Origin of the sequence: Caballeronia fortuita (assembly GCF_001544835.2) — a bacterium.
Taxonomy (GTDB): domain Bacteria; phylum Pseudomonadota; class Gammaproteobacteria; order Burkholderiales; family Burkholderiaceae; genus Caballeronia; species Caballeronia fortuita.
Genome location: NZ_FCNX02000002.1, coordinates 372,932 through 387,627 on the forward strand (window position 1 = coordinate 372,932; position 14,696 = coordinate 387,627).

Consider the following 14,696-nt stretch of genomic DNA (forward strand, 5'->3'; position numbering starts at 1 on the left):
CTTCGGCGACCATCGCCGCGAGAACGCCCTGCGAGCGCGCTTCGATCAGGTCACCGGCGCCGGATTGAACAGCACGAGCGCGTTATGCAGCTTCAACGCCTCGGCCTTCGTCTGCTTCTTGCCGCTCGCGACATCGAGCATCAGGCGGAACAGCTCCCAACCCACATCCGCGATGCTCGCCTCGCCCGTCGCGATGGTGCCCGCATTCACGTCCATCAGATCGTGCCAGCGGCGCGCGAGGTCCGACCGCGTCGCGACCTTCAGCACCGGCACTTCCGCGAGGCTGTACGGCGTGCCGCGGCCCGTCGTGAACACGTGCAGGTTGATGCCCGCCGCGAGTTGCAGCGTGCCGCAGATGAAATCGCTCGCGGGCGTCGCCGCGTAGATCAGGCCCTTCTGCTTCACCTTCTCGCCCGGCGACAGCACGCCCGAAATCGTCGACGAACCCGACTTGACGATCGATCCCATCGCCTTCTCGACGATGTTCGACAGCCCGCCCTTCTTGTTGCCCGGCGTCGTGTTCGCGCTGCGGTCCGCGCCGCCGCGCTTCAGATAATCGTCGTACCACTGCATCTCGCGGATGATCGCCTGCGCGACTTCGCCGTTGGCCGCGCGCGCCGTCAGTTGAGCGACGCCGTCGCGCACTTCCGTCACTTCGGAGAACATGACCGTCGCGCCCGCGCGCACCAGCAGATCGGTCGCGAAACCGACCGCCGGATTCGCCGTCAGACCGGAGAACGCGTCGCTGCCGCCGCACTGCACGCCGACGACGAGATCCGCCGCCGGACACGTCTCGCGACGGCGGTTGTTCAGGCGCTTCAGATGCGTCTCGGCCATGCGCATGATCGACTCGATCATCGACCCGAAACCGACGTGCGCCTCGTCCTGCAAGACGACCGTGCCGCCGTTGTCGTCGTGCGTGTTGTCGCCGATATCGGCCACGTCTTCCGTTTCCGCCGATGCCGACGCGATCGGAATCGTGCCCGGCGGCATCAGGCGCTCGGGTTGCAGCTTCTCGCAGCCGAGCGACACCATCATCACTTCGCCGCCGAAGTTCGGATTCAGCGCGATGTTGCGCACGGTGCGGATCGGCACCATCGCGTCGGGCGCGTCGATAGCCACGCCGCAGCCATACGTGTGGCCGAGGCTCACGACATCGTCGACATTCGGATATTGCGGCAGCAGTTCCGCCTTGATGCGCGTGACCGCGTGCTGCACGACGTCGGCCACGCATTGCACGGTGGTCGTGATCGCGAGGATGTTGCGCGAGCCGACCGAGCCGTCCGCGTTCCGGTAACCCTCGAACGTGAAGCCTTCGAGCGGCGATTCGTCCGGCGCCTTGTTCGTCGCGATGGGCAGGTCGTGCAGTTCGGGCGGCGTCGGCATGCGCGTGACGTGCTCGTTGATCCAGCTTCCCTTCGGCAACGGCTTTGTCGCATAGCCGATCACGACGTTATAGCGGATCACCGCATCGCCTTCGGCAAGGTCCTTCAGCGCGACCTTGTGGCCTTGCGGCACGCGCTCGCGCAGCACGAGGCCGTCGGCGAACGTGGCGCCTTCGCCGAGCCCGCCGTCGTTCACGACGATCGCGACGTTGTCGTCCGGATGGACGCGAATATAGAGAGGGGACTGATTCATTCTGGCGAATCCTTGAGCGATCACGCCGCAAGCCTGCGGCTGGAGTTATGTCATCCTACAACATAGACAGTCAAAATTGGTTAGTAATTACCCTTATCCATTGATATGATTGGCTTTCAGCGATTGTACGGCGCCAATTCATGTTGTACGATGACTTATAAGCTCGGCACTCGCCGGTGACTGACCAAAGAGATACATCGACATGACGACACCGCAAGAACTCAAGCAGATCGTTTCCGAAGGCCTGCTTTCCTTTCCCGTCACGGACTTCGACCAGCAAGGCAACTTCCGCGCGGACACCTATGCGGGGCGCCTCGAATGGCTGGCGCCGTACGGCGCGTCGGCGCTGTTCGTCGCAGGCGGCACGGGCGAGTTCTTCTCGCTGACGCAACCCGAATACTCGCAGATCGTGAAGACGGCCACCGAAGTGTGCCGCGGCAAGGTGCCGATCCTCGCGGGCGCGGGCGGGCCGACCCGCACGGCCATCGCGTTCGCGCAGGAAGCCGAGAAGCAAGGCGCGCAAGGCGTGCTGCTGATGCCGCACTATCTGACGGAAGCATCGCAGGAAGGCATTCGCGCGCACGCGGAAGAAGTCTGCCGCGCCGTGCCGAACATGGGCGTCATTATCTATAACCGCGCGAATTCGAAGCTCAACGCCGACATGCTGGAGCAACTCGCGGATAGCTGCCCAAACCTGATCGGCTTCAAGGACGGCGTCGGCGAAATCGAGAACATGGTGACGATCCGCCGCCGTCTCGGCGACCGCTTCTCGTATCTCGGCGGCCTGCCGACGGCCGAAGTCTACGCAGCCGCGTACAAGGCGCTGGGCGTGCCGGTGTACTCGTCGGCGGTGTTCAACTTCATTCCGAAGACCGCGATGGAGTTCTACCGCGCGATCGCCGCCGACGATCACGCCACGACCGGCCGTCTGATCGACGAATTCTTCCTGCCGTATCTGAAGATCCGCAACCGCAAGGCGGGTTATGCGGTGTCGATCGTGAAGGCAGGCGCGAAGCTCGTCGGCCACGACGCGGGCCCGGTGCGCGCGCCGCTCACCGATCTGACCGATGACGAGCTCGAACAGCTCGACGCGCTGATCAAGAAGCTCGGCGCGCAGTAAGCAACACGGAAGGAGACAAGCGAAGCGGGGGAACGCGCGGCGTCGCAACGGCGCCGCGTGTCGCTTCGCCCGTGAGGGCCGCACGCGCGGTCCTCCGTGCAGCCGCACGATCGAATCGAAGGGGACATCCATGTCGATGAGCCACGCCGCGAATCCCGCGGACGCCATGAAACGCACCAAGGTGCGCTATCTCATTCTGTTGCTGATCTTCGTGATCACGACGTTCAACTATGCGGACCGCGCGACCTTGTCGGTGACCGGCTCCGCGATGCGCGCCGAATTCGGTTTCGACGCGATCCGCATGGGTTACATCTTCTCGGCATTCAGTTGGGCGTACGTGCTCTCGCAGTTGCCCGCGGGCTGGCTGCTCGACCGCTTCGGCGCGCGGCGCGTGTATGCGGCGAGCATTTTCCTGTGGTCGCTGTTCACGCTGCTGCAAAGCTCGATCGGTCTGCTCGGCAGCGCGGCGACGGCCGTGACCGCCCTCTTCGTGCTGCGTTTCGCGATGGGCGCGGCGGAAGCGCCCGCGTTCCCGGCCAACGCGAAGGTCGTCGCAAGCTGGTTCCCGACGAAGGAGCGCGGCACGGCATCGGCGATCTTCAACTCGGCGCAGTACTTCGCGGCCGTCGTCTTCACGCCGCTGATGGCGTGGCTCACGCACGCGTTCGGCTGGCATCACGTGTATATCGTGATGGGCGTGGCGGGGCTGCTGCTCGCGCTCACGTGGCTCTCGGTGATGAAGAATCCGGCGGAGCATCCGCGCGTGAACCGGCAGGAGCTGGAGTACATCGAGGAAGGCGGTGGTCTCGTGCACGGTCAAAGCCGTGCGGGCGGCGCAACGCGCGCGCCGACGAACAACAACGCCGTGGGCTGGCCGGTCGTCAAGCAGTTGCTGACCAACCGGATGCTGCTCGGCGTGTATCTCGCGCAGTACTGCATCAACGTGCTGACGTACTTCTTCCTGACGTGGTTCCCGATCTATCTCGTGCAGGCGCGTCACATGACGATTCTGCAGGCGGGCTTCGTCGCGTCGCTGCCGGCGATCTGCGGCTTCACGGGCGGCGTGCTCGGCGGCGTGATCTCCGATGGCCTGATTCGACGCGGGAAGTCGTTGACGGTCGCGCGCAAGGTGCCGATCGTCGGCGGTATGTTGCTGTCGTCGTGCATCATTGGCTGCAATTACGTGGATACGGACTGGATCGTGGTCGCGCTGATGTCGCTCGCGTTCTTCGGCAAGGGAATCGGCGCGCTCGGCTGGGCGGTGGTCGCGGATACGTCGCCGAAGGAAGCGATCGGGCTGTCCGGATCGATCTTCAATATGTTCGGCAATATCGCGGGAATCGTGACGCCGATCGTGATCGGTTATCTCGTGGCGCAGTCGGGCTCGTTCAACGGCGCGCTGGCGTTCGTGGGGATCAATGCGCTGATCACGGTGTTCAGTTATCTCGTGATCGTGAAGGATATCCGGCGGGTGGAGCTGAAGGTCTGACGCGTGACCGGCCCGTTGCGCTGTCTTCGCAACGGGCCGCACGATCACCCAGCCCGAACCACCTCGACCCTCAACCCCTCCCCGCCCTCCACGATCCCGATCAGCCGATCCACATTCGGATGCGCGCCCGGACGATTCCGCGCATCGATCGTATGTTCGGCAAACACGGCGAGACCATGTTGCGCGGCGCGCGTATCGAGCGCGCCGAACATCTGCTTCAGATAGTTGTACACCGCGACCGAGCCCTGCTTGCCCGGCTTGTTCTCGATGCTCGATACCACGTCGCCCTTCGCATCGATCAGATCGACGCGCTCGATGCCATCGATGGCGGGCAATTGGGCGAGGTTATCCTTGAATACGCTGCTCGGCTGAATCACGAAAAGCACTCCACGTTTTGAATTGACGATGCGGGGCGCCAATCTTATCCGAATCGCCGCGGCGCATCGTCCACGTCGAGTCAATCAGGAATCTCCGGCTCGACGAGTCGCGCAAGCTGCTCCAGACATTCCTGCCATCCGAGATAACACATCTCCACCGGAATCGCTTCGGGCACGCCCTCCTGCACGATCGTCAACTCGGTCCCGCACATGACCTGCCGCATTGATACCGTGATGTGCATTTCGCCAGGTAAGTTCGGATCGTCGAAGCGGTCCGTGTAGCGAATCGTCTCGAACGGCACCAGTTCGAGATACTCGCCGCCGAACGAGTGACCCTTGCCCGTGCCGAAGTTGCGAAACGACATCTTGTGCGTGCCGCCCACGCGCGCATCGAGTTGATGGACCTGGCACGTGCATCCGTAGGGCGGAAGCCATTTCACGATCGCATCAGGTTCGAGGAATGCGCGATAAAGACGCTCTGGCATCGCACGCAACACGCGATGAAGTCGAACCGTTCCGGTAGCCATGATGTGTTCTCCTTGTTCGTGAGATAGATATCTTCACGACGATGCATCGCTGCGTGAATCGACACACGCAAGCATCGGGGAAAACCCGCACTGCGACGGCAGCGCGACGCTACCGGTCGGTTGCGAGCGGCATTCGGAAGGTGAAGGTCGTCGCCTGATCGTTGGAGACGAGGTCGATCGTGCCGCCATGCGCGCGCGCAATCTCCGCGACGATGAAAAGCCCCAGCCCGAGCCCGGGATGCTCGTTGCGTCCGGCGCCACGCGTGAACGCCGTGAACACGCCGGTCTTCAGACTGTCGACGATCGGCGGGCCCGCATTGGTGACCGACAGCACGAAGGCATCGCCCGCCGATACCGACACGCTCACGGCTTCGCTCGCCGCGCCGTAAGTGAGCGCGTTCTTGAGCAGGTTGGACAGAAGCCGCGCGACATACACGGGATCGGCCTCGACCGGCTTGGCAAGCGAAATCTCAGCCTCGATCCTGCGGCGCGGATAGAGCAGCCGCATTTCCTCCACGGCATGACGCAACGCCGGCTCCAGGCCATCGCGCGTAAGCCGCAGCGCGATGCCGCTACCGAGCCGCACGCGCGTCAGATCCGAAATGTCGTCGATGAGTGCGGTAATGTGCGTCGCGCTGCGCGAGATCGCTTCGGCGACCGCGCGCTCGCGCTCGCCCAATGTACTCATGCGCAACACCGTCGCGCCGGCGGAAATGGCGGCCATCGGGTTGCGCAGATCGTGACCGAGCACCGCGATGAACTGCTCGCGCAAGCCGCTGCGCAGCAGCGCATCGGAGAGATCGGCCTGCGCCTTGGCGAGATGTTTCTCGGCCTCGATATGGTAGGCGATGAGATCGCCGAACATGCGGAACATGCCGATCACGGCGGGATCGTTCAGCTTCGCGGGCTTCGGATCGATCGCGCAGAGCGTGCCGTAGAAACTGCCGTCGCGCAGGAAGATCGGCATCGAAATGTAGCTCTGGAAGCCGTACATCGAGGGCGTGTGATGTTGCCGATACAGCGCGTCTTCGGCGACGTGATCGATCGCGATCGCATCGCGCGACTGCCGCACTTCGTGGCACAAGGTTGTCGCCACGCTGAGTTCGCCGCCCGGCTTGAGGCCGAAGCTGATTTCGTCGTGGACGGCGAGACACACCCAGCGTTGCCGCGTCACGCGGGCGATTGCGGCAAAGCCCATGCCTGTCGTGCTGCAGATGACCTGCAGGATCGTCGGCACGGCGGCGATCGCCTGAATGGCGACGATATCGTCCTTGAAGTCGTCGGCTGCATCGCCGATGAGTGACTCGTGCAATTCGCTTTTACGCGCTTCCATTTGCGTATCTGTTTGGGTGCTGTGCATCACGAGATGATGCCGGTCGATGACATCGCGCGTCTGCGCTGAATCGATCCCGTCGTGCCGATAGCTGCACATGCAGATGAGACGCCGGCCGCGCACCGCATCCTGAACGCTCGATTCGTAGTCGAGGAAGTCATTCCAGTGCGTCTTGCCGACCCACGCGCAGTTGCCGTTGGTGCGCAGCCCGCGATAACCCGCCGACAGCGCATCGCGCTCGCGCTGCAGAAGGCCCGCGACGAGATCGGCCGGGCGCAGACGCTGAGCCGGATCGTAGAAAGCCGCGCCGTCCTGTATCTCGATCTGGCCGCGCATTTCGCGTGCATCGAGATCGGGGACGACTTCGCGCAAGGCCGCGCGCGCCTCATGCGCGCGAAGTGGCGCGTCCGTCACCCACAGGCAGCGCTCGCCGTTCTCGAGTCCGGCGCGAAAGTACGGGACGAGCGTGTCGCGCAAGTCGGCAGCCGACGCGAAAAGCTGGCCGATATGACTTCCCCAGGTGATCGAAGGCAGCGCGGCGATGCCGGACGGCGCATGGCCTTGCTCGAGACTTTCTCGCATGATTTCAAGGTGACGGGATCACGCGCGTTCGATGGCGCGGTAAATTGGAAACGTGGCGCAGCGCCGCCGCGTCACGATTACCTGATGCATTATCCGCCAATGCCATGCAGCACGCACGAAAATCACGATTGGCACGATCAAAAGTTGAACAACACCGGATAGGCCTGACGTTCGAGTAACTGACCTGAGCAGCGAGTTTGCGATGAAGATTCCGTCCGCGCGATATGGACTCGCGTTCGTCGTCAACGTGGCGTTGCCCGCGCTCGCCTATCGGTTGACGCTCGGGCGTTTCGGCGTGGTCGACGCGCTCATCGCATCGGCGGTGCCGCTTATCGCGTGGATGATTTTCGACGTGGTGCGCTTCCGTCATTTCGACGCGCTCAGCGCCATCGTGCTCGCGGGAATTGCGCTGTCGCTGATGGTGCTGCTCTCCGGCGCGGCGCGCTGGATGGGCGAGGCGCGCGAGCCCGCGGTGAGCGGCGTCATCGGCATGCTGTTTCTGCTTTCGCTCTTTCTCGAACGTCCGCTCGTGTACTACCTCGCGCGCTCGACCTTGTCGCGCGAAACGCAAGGCCGCGAAACCGAATTCGATTCGCAATGGCATACGCGCCCGCCGCTCGCAAGAGCGATCCGCATGATGACGGCAGTCTGGGGCGCGGGTCTTGTCGGAGAAAATCTCGCGCGTCTGTGGATCACGCTTGCGCTCAGCGAACCGGACGCCGGCCGGTTTTCCACATGGGTACGGTATCTCGTGTACGGCGGATTGACGCTCTGGACAATCTTCTATCGGCATCGTTATCTCAAGCGGCCGCAGGCATGAGTTCGATCTCCGCGCATGGCAGATTACCTAGGTAATTGACACGTATGGACCTAAGTAATTTGAGCCCTTAGGCTGCTTTCAACGGACCGAAACCGACTCGCGAAAGGAGTGCAGGACCATGCCAGATCAAGCAGCCCGAGAGGTGGACACGAAGACGCTCCGGCGCGTCATCGCTGCGGCGTCCATCGGAAACTTCGTCGAATGGTTCGATTTCGCCGCATACGGCTTTCTCGCCACCATTCTCACGCGCGAGTTCTTTCCGAGCGGCGACCCGACCGTCGGTCTGTTGAAGACCTTCGCGGTATTCGCGGTCGCCTTTGCGTTCCGTCCGCTCGGCGGGCTCTTTTTCGGCGTCGTCGGGGACCGGATCGGCCGCAAGCGCACGCTCGCTTTCACCATCCTGTTGATGGCGGGGGCGACGACGCTGATCGGCCTCTTGCCGACGTACGCAAGCATCGGTTATTGGGCGCCGCTGCTTCTCACGATCATCCGTTGCGTGCAAGGCTTCTCCGCAGGCGGCGAATACGCGGGCGCCTGCGCCTACGTGATGGAGCACGCGCCGCGCCGCCGCCGCGCGTTCTTCGGCAGCTTCGTGCCGGTCTCGACGTTCTCCTCGTTCGCCTGCGCGGCGGTGGTCGCGTATGCGCTGGAATCGTCGCTGTCGCCTGCCGCGATGGTCGACTGGGGCTGGCGCGTGCCGTTCCTGATCGCGGCGCCGGTCGGTCTCATCGGCGTGTATCTGCGCGTGAATCTGCACGAGACGCCGGCTTTCCAGGCGCTCGAAGGCAAGCACGAAGTCGCGCACGCGCCGCTGGTCGAAACGCTGCATTCGCAGTCGCTGAACATCGTGAAGCTCGGCGCGTTCGTCTCGGTGACGGCGCTGTCCTTCTACACGTTCACGACGTATTTCGCGACCTACATGCAGGTCGCCGGTCATCTGTCGCGCGGAACGTCGCTGCTCGTCACCGTGCTCGCGCTCTTCTTCGCCGCCGCGCTGTGTCCGCTCGCAGGCCTGTTCTCCGATCTCGTCGGACGCCGCGCGACGATCGCGACGACGTGCGTTCTCATCATGGTGTCGGTGTATCCCGCCTTCGCGCTCGGCGGATCGGGCGATCTATCGCATTCGCTCGCGGGCGTCGCGCTACTTGCGATCGGCGCGGTGCTGTCGGGCGTCGTCACGGCTCCGCTGCTATCGGAAGTCTTCGCGACGAAGACGCGCTACACCGCGTCCGCGATCACGTACAACCTCGCCTACACGATCTTCGGCGGCACCGCGCCGCTCGTCGCGACATGGCTCATCGCCGAGACGGGAACGAATCTGTCGCCCGCGTATTACCTGATCGCCGTGTCGATCCTCGCGATGATCGGCGGCCTCTCGCTGCGCGAAACATCGAAGACCGCGCTCGAAGACGCGGGCTCGTCGATCAGGCGCGCCGGCACCGACGTCGAACGCCGCGATCTGCGCGATGCGTAACGCCGGCGCTTCGAGGACATCGCAGAGGTTCGCGCGGTAGAGTAACGTTTCGCCCGACGCGACGACCTTCCCGACATGACCGATCCGACGCCCACGCTCGACTACGAGGACTTGTTCAGGCATCTGCCCGTCGCGGTCATCGTTGCGAGAGAGCGGATCATGGTGGACTGCAACGCGCGCGCACTGGAGCTCTTCAGGGCGACGCGCGGCGACATCATCGATCAGTCGTTCTCGAAGCTGTATCCCGAGCGGAAAGACTTCGCCACCACGGGCCGCCGCCTCGCGCCTTTGCTCGCCAAACACACGATGTTCAGCGACGACCGCATCATGCGGCGCGTCGACGGAAGTTATTTCTGGGTGACGGTCGGCGGCTTCGGCTATAACCCGAAGCGCCCTTTCGAGCTTGCGGTCTGGACGTTCACGGATAGGTCGCAAGGCACGAAGCAATCGGACAGCGCGAGCATGTTGACCGAACGCGAGCGTGATGTCGCCGCCCTGCTCGTTCATGGCATGACGAGCAAGGAGATCGGCAAGGAACTGAACATCAGCCCGCGCACGGTGGATATTCATCGTGCAAGCCTGCTGCGCAAATACGGCGCGCGGGCGACGCAAGAGCTGATCGCGCGGCTCCTGTCCTGAGCGCCGCCTACGGCGGCATGGCTCAGTCCGAAACGCATTTCTTGGCTCCTCTGACACTGGATGAAACGCGCGCGCCTGTGATTCGATGTTCGTGCAGGCGCACTGCGGACCGGCCATCGAATTGGCTTAAGGGCGAACACCAAGTGCTGGCTCAATCATTCGGATGCCTAATGTTGAAACGATATCGTACGACTTTCGAGATTCGATATCGCTTATACAGAGGCCCGGGAATTGAACACGAGAACCGCATTGTCCGCGCTGGCATGCTCCGGCATCGCCTTGCTCGCATCGACGCTCAACGCTTGCGGCGGCTCGGATGCATCGTCGCCGCAGGTGCAGAACGCCGCAGCATCGCCGCAGGCCGATGCGCCAGCGCAAGCCGACGTCACGCCGTCGGCATCGGCTGCATCCGCTACGGCGCCCGCATCGGCCGCATCGGCCGCGTCGCCTGCAACGCCCGAAGCACCCGCGTCCGATCCCACGCCCGCGGGCTTTCCGGTCGGCACCACCGCATACGATCCCGCGCTGCCGCCCGAACCCTCGCTTCCCTTCGCGCCCCAAGTCTGCGCGACGCTGCCCGCATCGTTGACCGCGCAGGCAAACGGACTCTTGCCCGATAGCGCCGACGCAACCGATACCGCGCCCGATACCGCCCGCATCCAGGCCGCGCTCGATGCGTGCAAGAACCCGTCGAGCAGCGGTCTCGCGACGAACAAAGCCGTGCGCCTCGTGCCGGGCGCGAACGGCGAGAATGCATTCATCGCGGGCGCGCTGAATCTGTCGAGCGGCGTCACGCTCTGGATCGACACCGGCGTGACGCTGTTCGCATCGCGCGATCCGCGTCGCTACGACAAGGTCAAGGGCACCGCAAGCTGCGGCATCATCACCGCGAGCGACAACGGCTGTCTTGCGCTCATCAACGCGAGCAAGATCGCGAACGCCGCCGTCATGGGCGATGGTGTCATCGACGGACGCGGCGGCAGTCCGCTCGTCAGCAGTGTCGCCAACGATCCGAACCTGATGCAACGCCCCGGCGGCGACGGCACGATGAGCTGGTGGGACCTCGGCTGGATGGCGAACAAGGTGCTCAATCAGGCGCAGAACAATCCGCGCCTCATCCAGATCAGCAATGGCCGCAACTTCACGCTGTATCGCGTGACCTTGCAGAACGCGCCTAAGTTCCATGTCGTGCCGAGCGGCGTCGAGGGCTTCACGGCATGGGGCGTCAAGATCTATACGCCGACTGCTGCCTACGAAGCGATGAAGAACTATCTCGGCATGCCCTATAGTCCCGACACGGCGAAGAACACCGACGGCATCGATCCCGCGAGTTCCGGCCCGATCACGAGGAATCCCGGCAATCCGGGCAAGCTGACGGGCGATGCGAGCAACATGCTGATCGCGTACACGCATATCCGCACCGGCGACGACAACATCGCGATCAAGGGCGGCACGAGCACGACAAACGGGCGCACGTACAACATCACCGTCGCGCATAGCCGCTTTTATTCGGGGCACGGCATGTCGATCGGCAGCGAGACGGCGGGCACGGACAACGGCACGGCGAACGCCAACGTGACGCCGATCGATGGCGTCCTGCCGAGCGTGAGCAACGTCAATGTCTACGATCTCGTGATCGATGGCGCCGACAACGGTCTGCGCATCAAGTCGGACTGGAGCCGCAGCGGTCTCGTCGCCGATATCCGTTATTCGAACGTATGCATCCGCACGCCGGAATCGTCGCCGGATGGCAAGCCGCAAGCGCTGATCTTTTCGCCGTACTACAGCCCGACGAAGAACAACGGCCTGTACCCGAACTTTCGAAACATCGCGCTCGATGGCGTGCGTATCGTGAATGCGTCGAGCTACACGTTTCAGGGCTTCAATTCGGCGAGCCCGGTTCTGCAGGGCGCGGGCTGGTCGGCCGGCTCCGTCGGCTGGCCGAATCCGCCGGTCGGGAATCCTTTGTCGATATCGCTGAACAACGTCGTCGCCGATGCCGCGCCATTGAACTTCACCGTCGCGGATGCGCTCGTCACGATCGGCGAAGGCGGCACGACGCTGCCGTTCAGAGCAAGCGACAGCGTCAGCATCACGCGCGCCGCCGCGCATGCGCAAAGCGCCGCGCCGGTCGATTGCAGCAAGGCGTTCACGCCGTTCCCGGCGATTCGATGAATCGATAAATCAGACGAAAGTGCCTCGCATGCAGTTTTGAGGCGCATTTAAGCGCACACGTAAAGAAACGTTTTCCGTTGCCGATAAATGAACCAGAAGGAGCCGGACAAATGTTCCGGGCGTTTTCGATATCCAGGACGCGTGTCTCGCAGCCATCGGCGCGGGCCGACAACATCGGACATAGAGAGAAATGGTCTTCAGCTACAGGGACATGATGGTCACGCCGGCAGCGATCCGGCAGGGCAATGCGTTCGCCGCGACCGCGCGCATTCAGGATCTGAACGGCATGGAGCGTTCCGTGCGCTTGCCGGGCGAATTCCCGAACATCGAAGAAGCGATCCGCTTCGCGATTGCAGCGGGCTTCGAATATATCGACTGCGAGCAGCGCTGCTGAATGCGCATTGCGGCCCGGTAATGAAAAACGCCGCGACATGCTCGCGGCGTTTTCTCTTTCGGCGCCACACGAAAACGACAGTGTGGCGGTCCATCGTCAGGCCAGCTTGATCGATGTCGGATCGGCGGTCAGATAGCCCACCGCCGCGCCGTAACGATCCTTGTAGTTCGCGCGGATCAGCGGATCGAGCGTCGCCTGAACCTTCGAGTGCAGCGGCAATTCCCAGTCGCCCGCGTGCTGGAAGTTGCTCATGATATAGGTCCAGCCGTTGATCTCGTCGACGGCATGCAGGCCCGTCGATTCCGCGCCCGAAGGCGCGGACAGCACGCGCGACAGCGACTTCGTATCGACGTTGTACGCCCATAGGAAGTTGTTGACGTGACGGCCGCTGTCCTCGCCGATGAACAGCGTGCGCAGCTTCTCCGAGAACTTCAGGTTGTCCGGATTCGCGATGCGCTCCGGATTGCCAATGTTGCCGAGCGCATCGGCGGAAATGTCCTCGCCGACGAGCGCGGCGGGCGCGGCCATGTCGACCGGCACCCATTCGCTATTGATCGCCGCGCCGGTCAGATCGCGCTGGCCGCCCTTCAGGTTGAATGCGTACACCGCACCCGAGTTGATCGTCTTGTCGACGGCGAAATCGGTGGCGTGCGCGTCGCCCTTGACCATCGACTTGACGATCTGCGACATCGCCGAGTACACGATCTTGTCCTTCGCGTTGACCGTCGTGCCTTCGAGCTTCGTGAAGGACATGCTCGCGCCGCGCAAGGCCGCGTAGCGATGCGTCTCCAGGAACGCGGCCGCCTTCTCCATGCCCGATTTGATGCGAATCCAGTTGAACGCGCCGTTGTAGTTGATGCGCGTGTAGCTGGCGTCGAGCGTCGCGCCGACGGCGGCGTCGCTCACGACGTCCATGATGTCGGTGATGCTCAGCGTGTTGGCGAGGTTCTCGATTTCATCGCTCGTCGCGTGGCCCAGGTTCATCCATGTCAGATTGGCCGAGCCGGCACCCGCCGATGAGGTCATCGCACACTTCGCCACATAGAGCGTGCCCGCCGACAGATCCGCTTCCTTGTCCGCGACGAACATGAAGACGCCGCCGTTGGTCGCGTCGTCGCCCATCATCACGGTGCGCCTGTCGGGCAACACCTGAATCAGTTCGTGCGAGATGCGGCCGAGGCAGTAATGCTTTTTGATCGTGCCGGTGCCGTCCGCGTTCACGGTGACTTCGGGCACGTGGCCGTAGTGATACGGACGTGCCTTCGTCTGGTCGCCGTAGAGGTTCTTGCTGTAGGCAAGGAACTGCGCGTCCTTCGAGCCGAGCGCCGCATCGGGCTCGTACTCTTCGCTCGACAAGTGCGTGTTCCACGGCGAAAGACTCGCGCCGCAGGTGATCCACAGGCCATTGGCCTTCGACGTGTCGACGTTCGCGTAGCTCACGAGCGAGAGCTTGCCGGTGGCCGGGTCCTGATCGAGCGTGAGCACGGCGATCGGCGACGGCAAGCGGCCGTACATGCTCGCGGCGTTCTGGTCGCGCGTCGTGTATTCGAACTGCACGACGGCGAACACGGCGTTGCCCTTCACGCCCTTGACGTTGGGCTTGTCGAGCTTGATGAGCGACGTCCCGTCCGGACAGTCCGAGAAGAACTGACGCTCCTTACCGGCAACCGATTTGTCGATGATCGGCTGATTGTCGATATCGAAGTAGCCGCCCGCGACGATCGTGCCGCCGGCGGTGTTCGTCACGACATCGCCCGTCACGAAGAAGGGCTGATACGCGAGCTTGTACGCGCGGCTGCTGCCATCGCTCAGGTTCACGGTCATCGTCGACGCAACGGAAGTTTTGGCCATCGCTGCGGGATCGGCGAGCGTCGGCGCGGCCATGCTGCTGAAGGTCGCGGTGGTGAAGGCGGCCGTCGATAGGGGCGCGGATGCGCTGGGCGCCGCGTTGCTGTCGCTGCCGCCGCATGCGGTCGCGAGCAGCGAAGCGGCTGCTGCGCCGCCGAGCGGCAGCATCGGCGCGCCGGCGAGAATCCTGAGGGCTTTGCGGCGGGAAAGGTCGAGTGGCTGCGCCATGTGTGGTTTCAAGTCCTTGATCGTGGGTTGTGTACCGGCGATGAACGTCCCT

12 protein-coding genes are annotated in these 14,696 nt (G+C 63.5%); 7 read left to right on the forward strand and 5 right to left on the reverse strand.

Features of this window, described 5'->3' with window-relative positions:
- Nucleotides 1-45: 45 nt before the first annotated feature.
- The gene (gene garD / locus AWB77_RS05960; RefSeq protein ID WP_061133463.1) at nt 46-1,638 is read right to left on the reverse strand and encodes a galactarate dehydratase; all 1,593 of its coding nucleotides are present in this window, start codon (nt 1,636-1,638) and stop codon (nt 46-48) included.
- A 202-nt stretch (nt 1,639-1,840) separates the two neighbouring features.
- Between garD and kdgD the strand changes: the two genes are divergently transcribed.
- Complete coding sequence (gene kdgD / locus AWB77_RS05965) at nt 1,841-2,758, forward strand: 5-dehydro-4-deoxyglucarate dehydratase (protein ID WP_061133464.1); 918 nt, start codon at nt 1,841-1,843, stop codon at nt 2,756-2,758.
- Between the two features lie 130 nt (nt 2,759-2,888).
- Nucleotides 2,889-4,247, forward strand: a complete 1,359-nt coding sequence (locus AWB77_RS05970; RefSeq protein WP_061133465.1) for an MFS transporter — start codon at nt 2,889-2,891, stop codon at nt 4,245-4,247.
- Between the two features lie 44 nt (nt 4,248-4,291).
- Here the strand turns inward: AWB77_RS05970 and AWB77_RS05975 are convergent, their stop codons facing one another.
- The 3 genes from AWB77_RS05975 to AWB77_RS05985 form a co-directional block, all read right to left on the reverse strand.
- A complete protein-coding gene (locus AWB77_RS05975; protein ID WP_061133690.1) occupies nt 4,292-4,624 on the reverse strand; it encodes a DUF2322 family protein in 333 nt (110 codons plus the stop codon).
- An 80-nt stretch (nt 4,625-4,704) separates the two neighbouring features.
- On the reverse strand, nt 4,705-5,151 hold the full coding sequence (locus AWB77_RS05980) for an SRPBCC family protein (protein ID WP_061133466.1): 447 nt from the start codon (nt 5,149-5,151) through the stop codon (nt 4,705-4,707).
- Between the two features lie 109 nt (nt 5,152-5,260).
- Nucleotides 5,261-7,066, reverse strand: a complete 1,806-nt coding sequence (locus tag AWB77_RS05985) for an MEDS domain-containing protein (RefSeq protein ID WP_082852588.1) — start codon at nt 7,064-7,066, stop codon at nt 5,261-5,263.
- A 202-nt stretch (nt 7,067-7,268) separates the two neighbouring features.
- Between AWB77_RS05985 and AWB77_RS05995 the strand changes: the two genes are divergently transcribed.
- The 5 genes from AWB77_RS05995 to AWB77_RS06015 all read left to right on the forward strand — a co-directional run bounded on the left by AWB77_RS05995 (nt 7,269) and on the right by AWB77_RS06015 (nt 12,568).
- Nucleotides 7,269-7,886, forward strand: a complete 618-nt coding sequence (locus tag AWB77_RS05995; RefSeq protein ID WP_061133468.1) for a VC0807 family protein — start codon at nt 7,269-7,271, stop codon at nt 7,884-7,886.
- Nucleotides 7,887-8,004: 118 nt separating this feature from the next.
- Complete coding sequence (locus AWB77_RS06000; RefSeq protein WP_061133469.1) at nt 8,005-9,360, forward strand: MFS transporter; 1,356 nt, start codon at nt 8,005-8,007, stop codon at nt 9,358-9,360.
- A 75-nt stretch (nt 9,361-9,435) separates the two neighbouring features.
- Nucleotides 9,436-9,999 carry a LuxR family transcriptional regulator gene (locus tag AWB77_RS06005; RefSeq protein WP_061133470.1) on the forward strand — a complete coding sequence of 188 codons (564 nt, stop codon included), beginning with the start codon at nt 9,436-9,438 and terminating at the stop codon, nt 9,997-9,999.
- A gap of 249 nt (nt 10,000-10,248) precedes the next feature.
- Nucleotides 10,249-12,174 (forward strand): glycoside hydrolase family 28 protein, encoded by a 1,926-nt coding sequence (locus AWB77_RS06010; RefSeq protein WP_244158447.1) that lies wholly within the window; start codon nt 10,249-10,251, stop codon nt 12,172-12,174.
- Nucleotides 12,175-12,364: 190 nt separating this feature from the next.
- Nucleotides 12,365-12,568: a hypothetical protein gene (locus AWB77_RS06015; protein WP_061133471.1), complete on the forward strand. Its 204-nt coding sequence runs from the start codon at nt 12,365-12,367 to the stop codon at nt 12,566-12,568.
- Between the two features lie 96 nt (nt 12,569-12,664).
- Here AWB77_RS06015 and AWB77_RS06020 read toward each other — a convergent pair whose 3' ends face one another.
- A complete protein-coding gene (locus AWB77_RS06020; RefSeq protein WP_061133472.1) occupies nt 12,665-14,644 on the reverse strand; it encodes a PhoX family protein in 1,980 nt (659 codons plus the stop codon).
- Between the last annotated feature and the right edge of the window lie 52 nt (nt 14,645-14,696).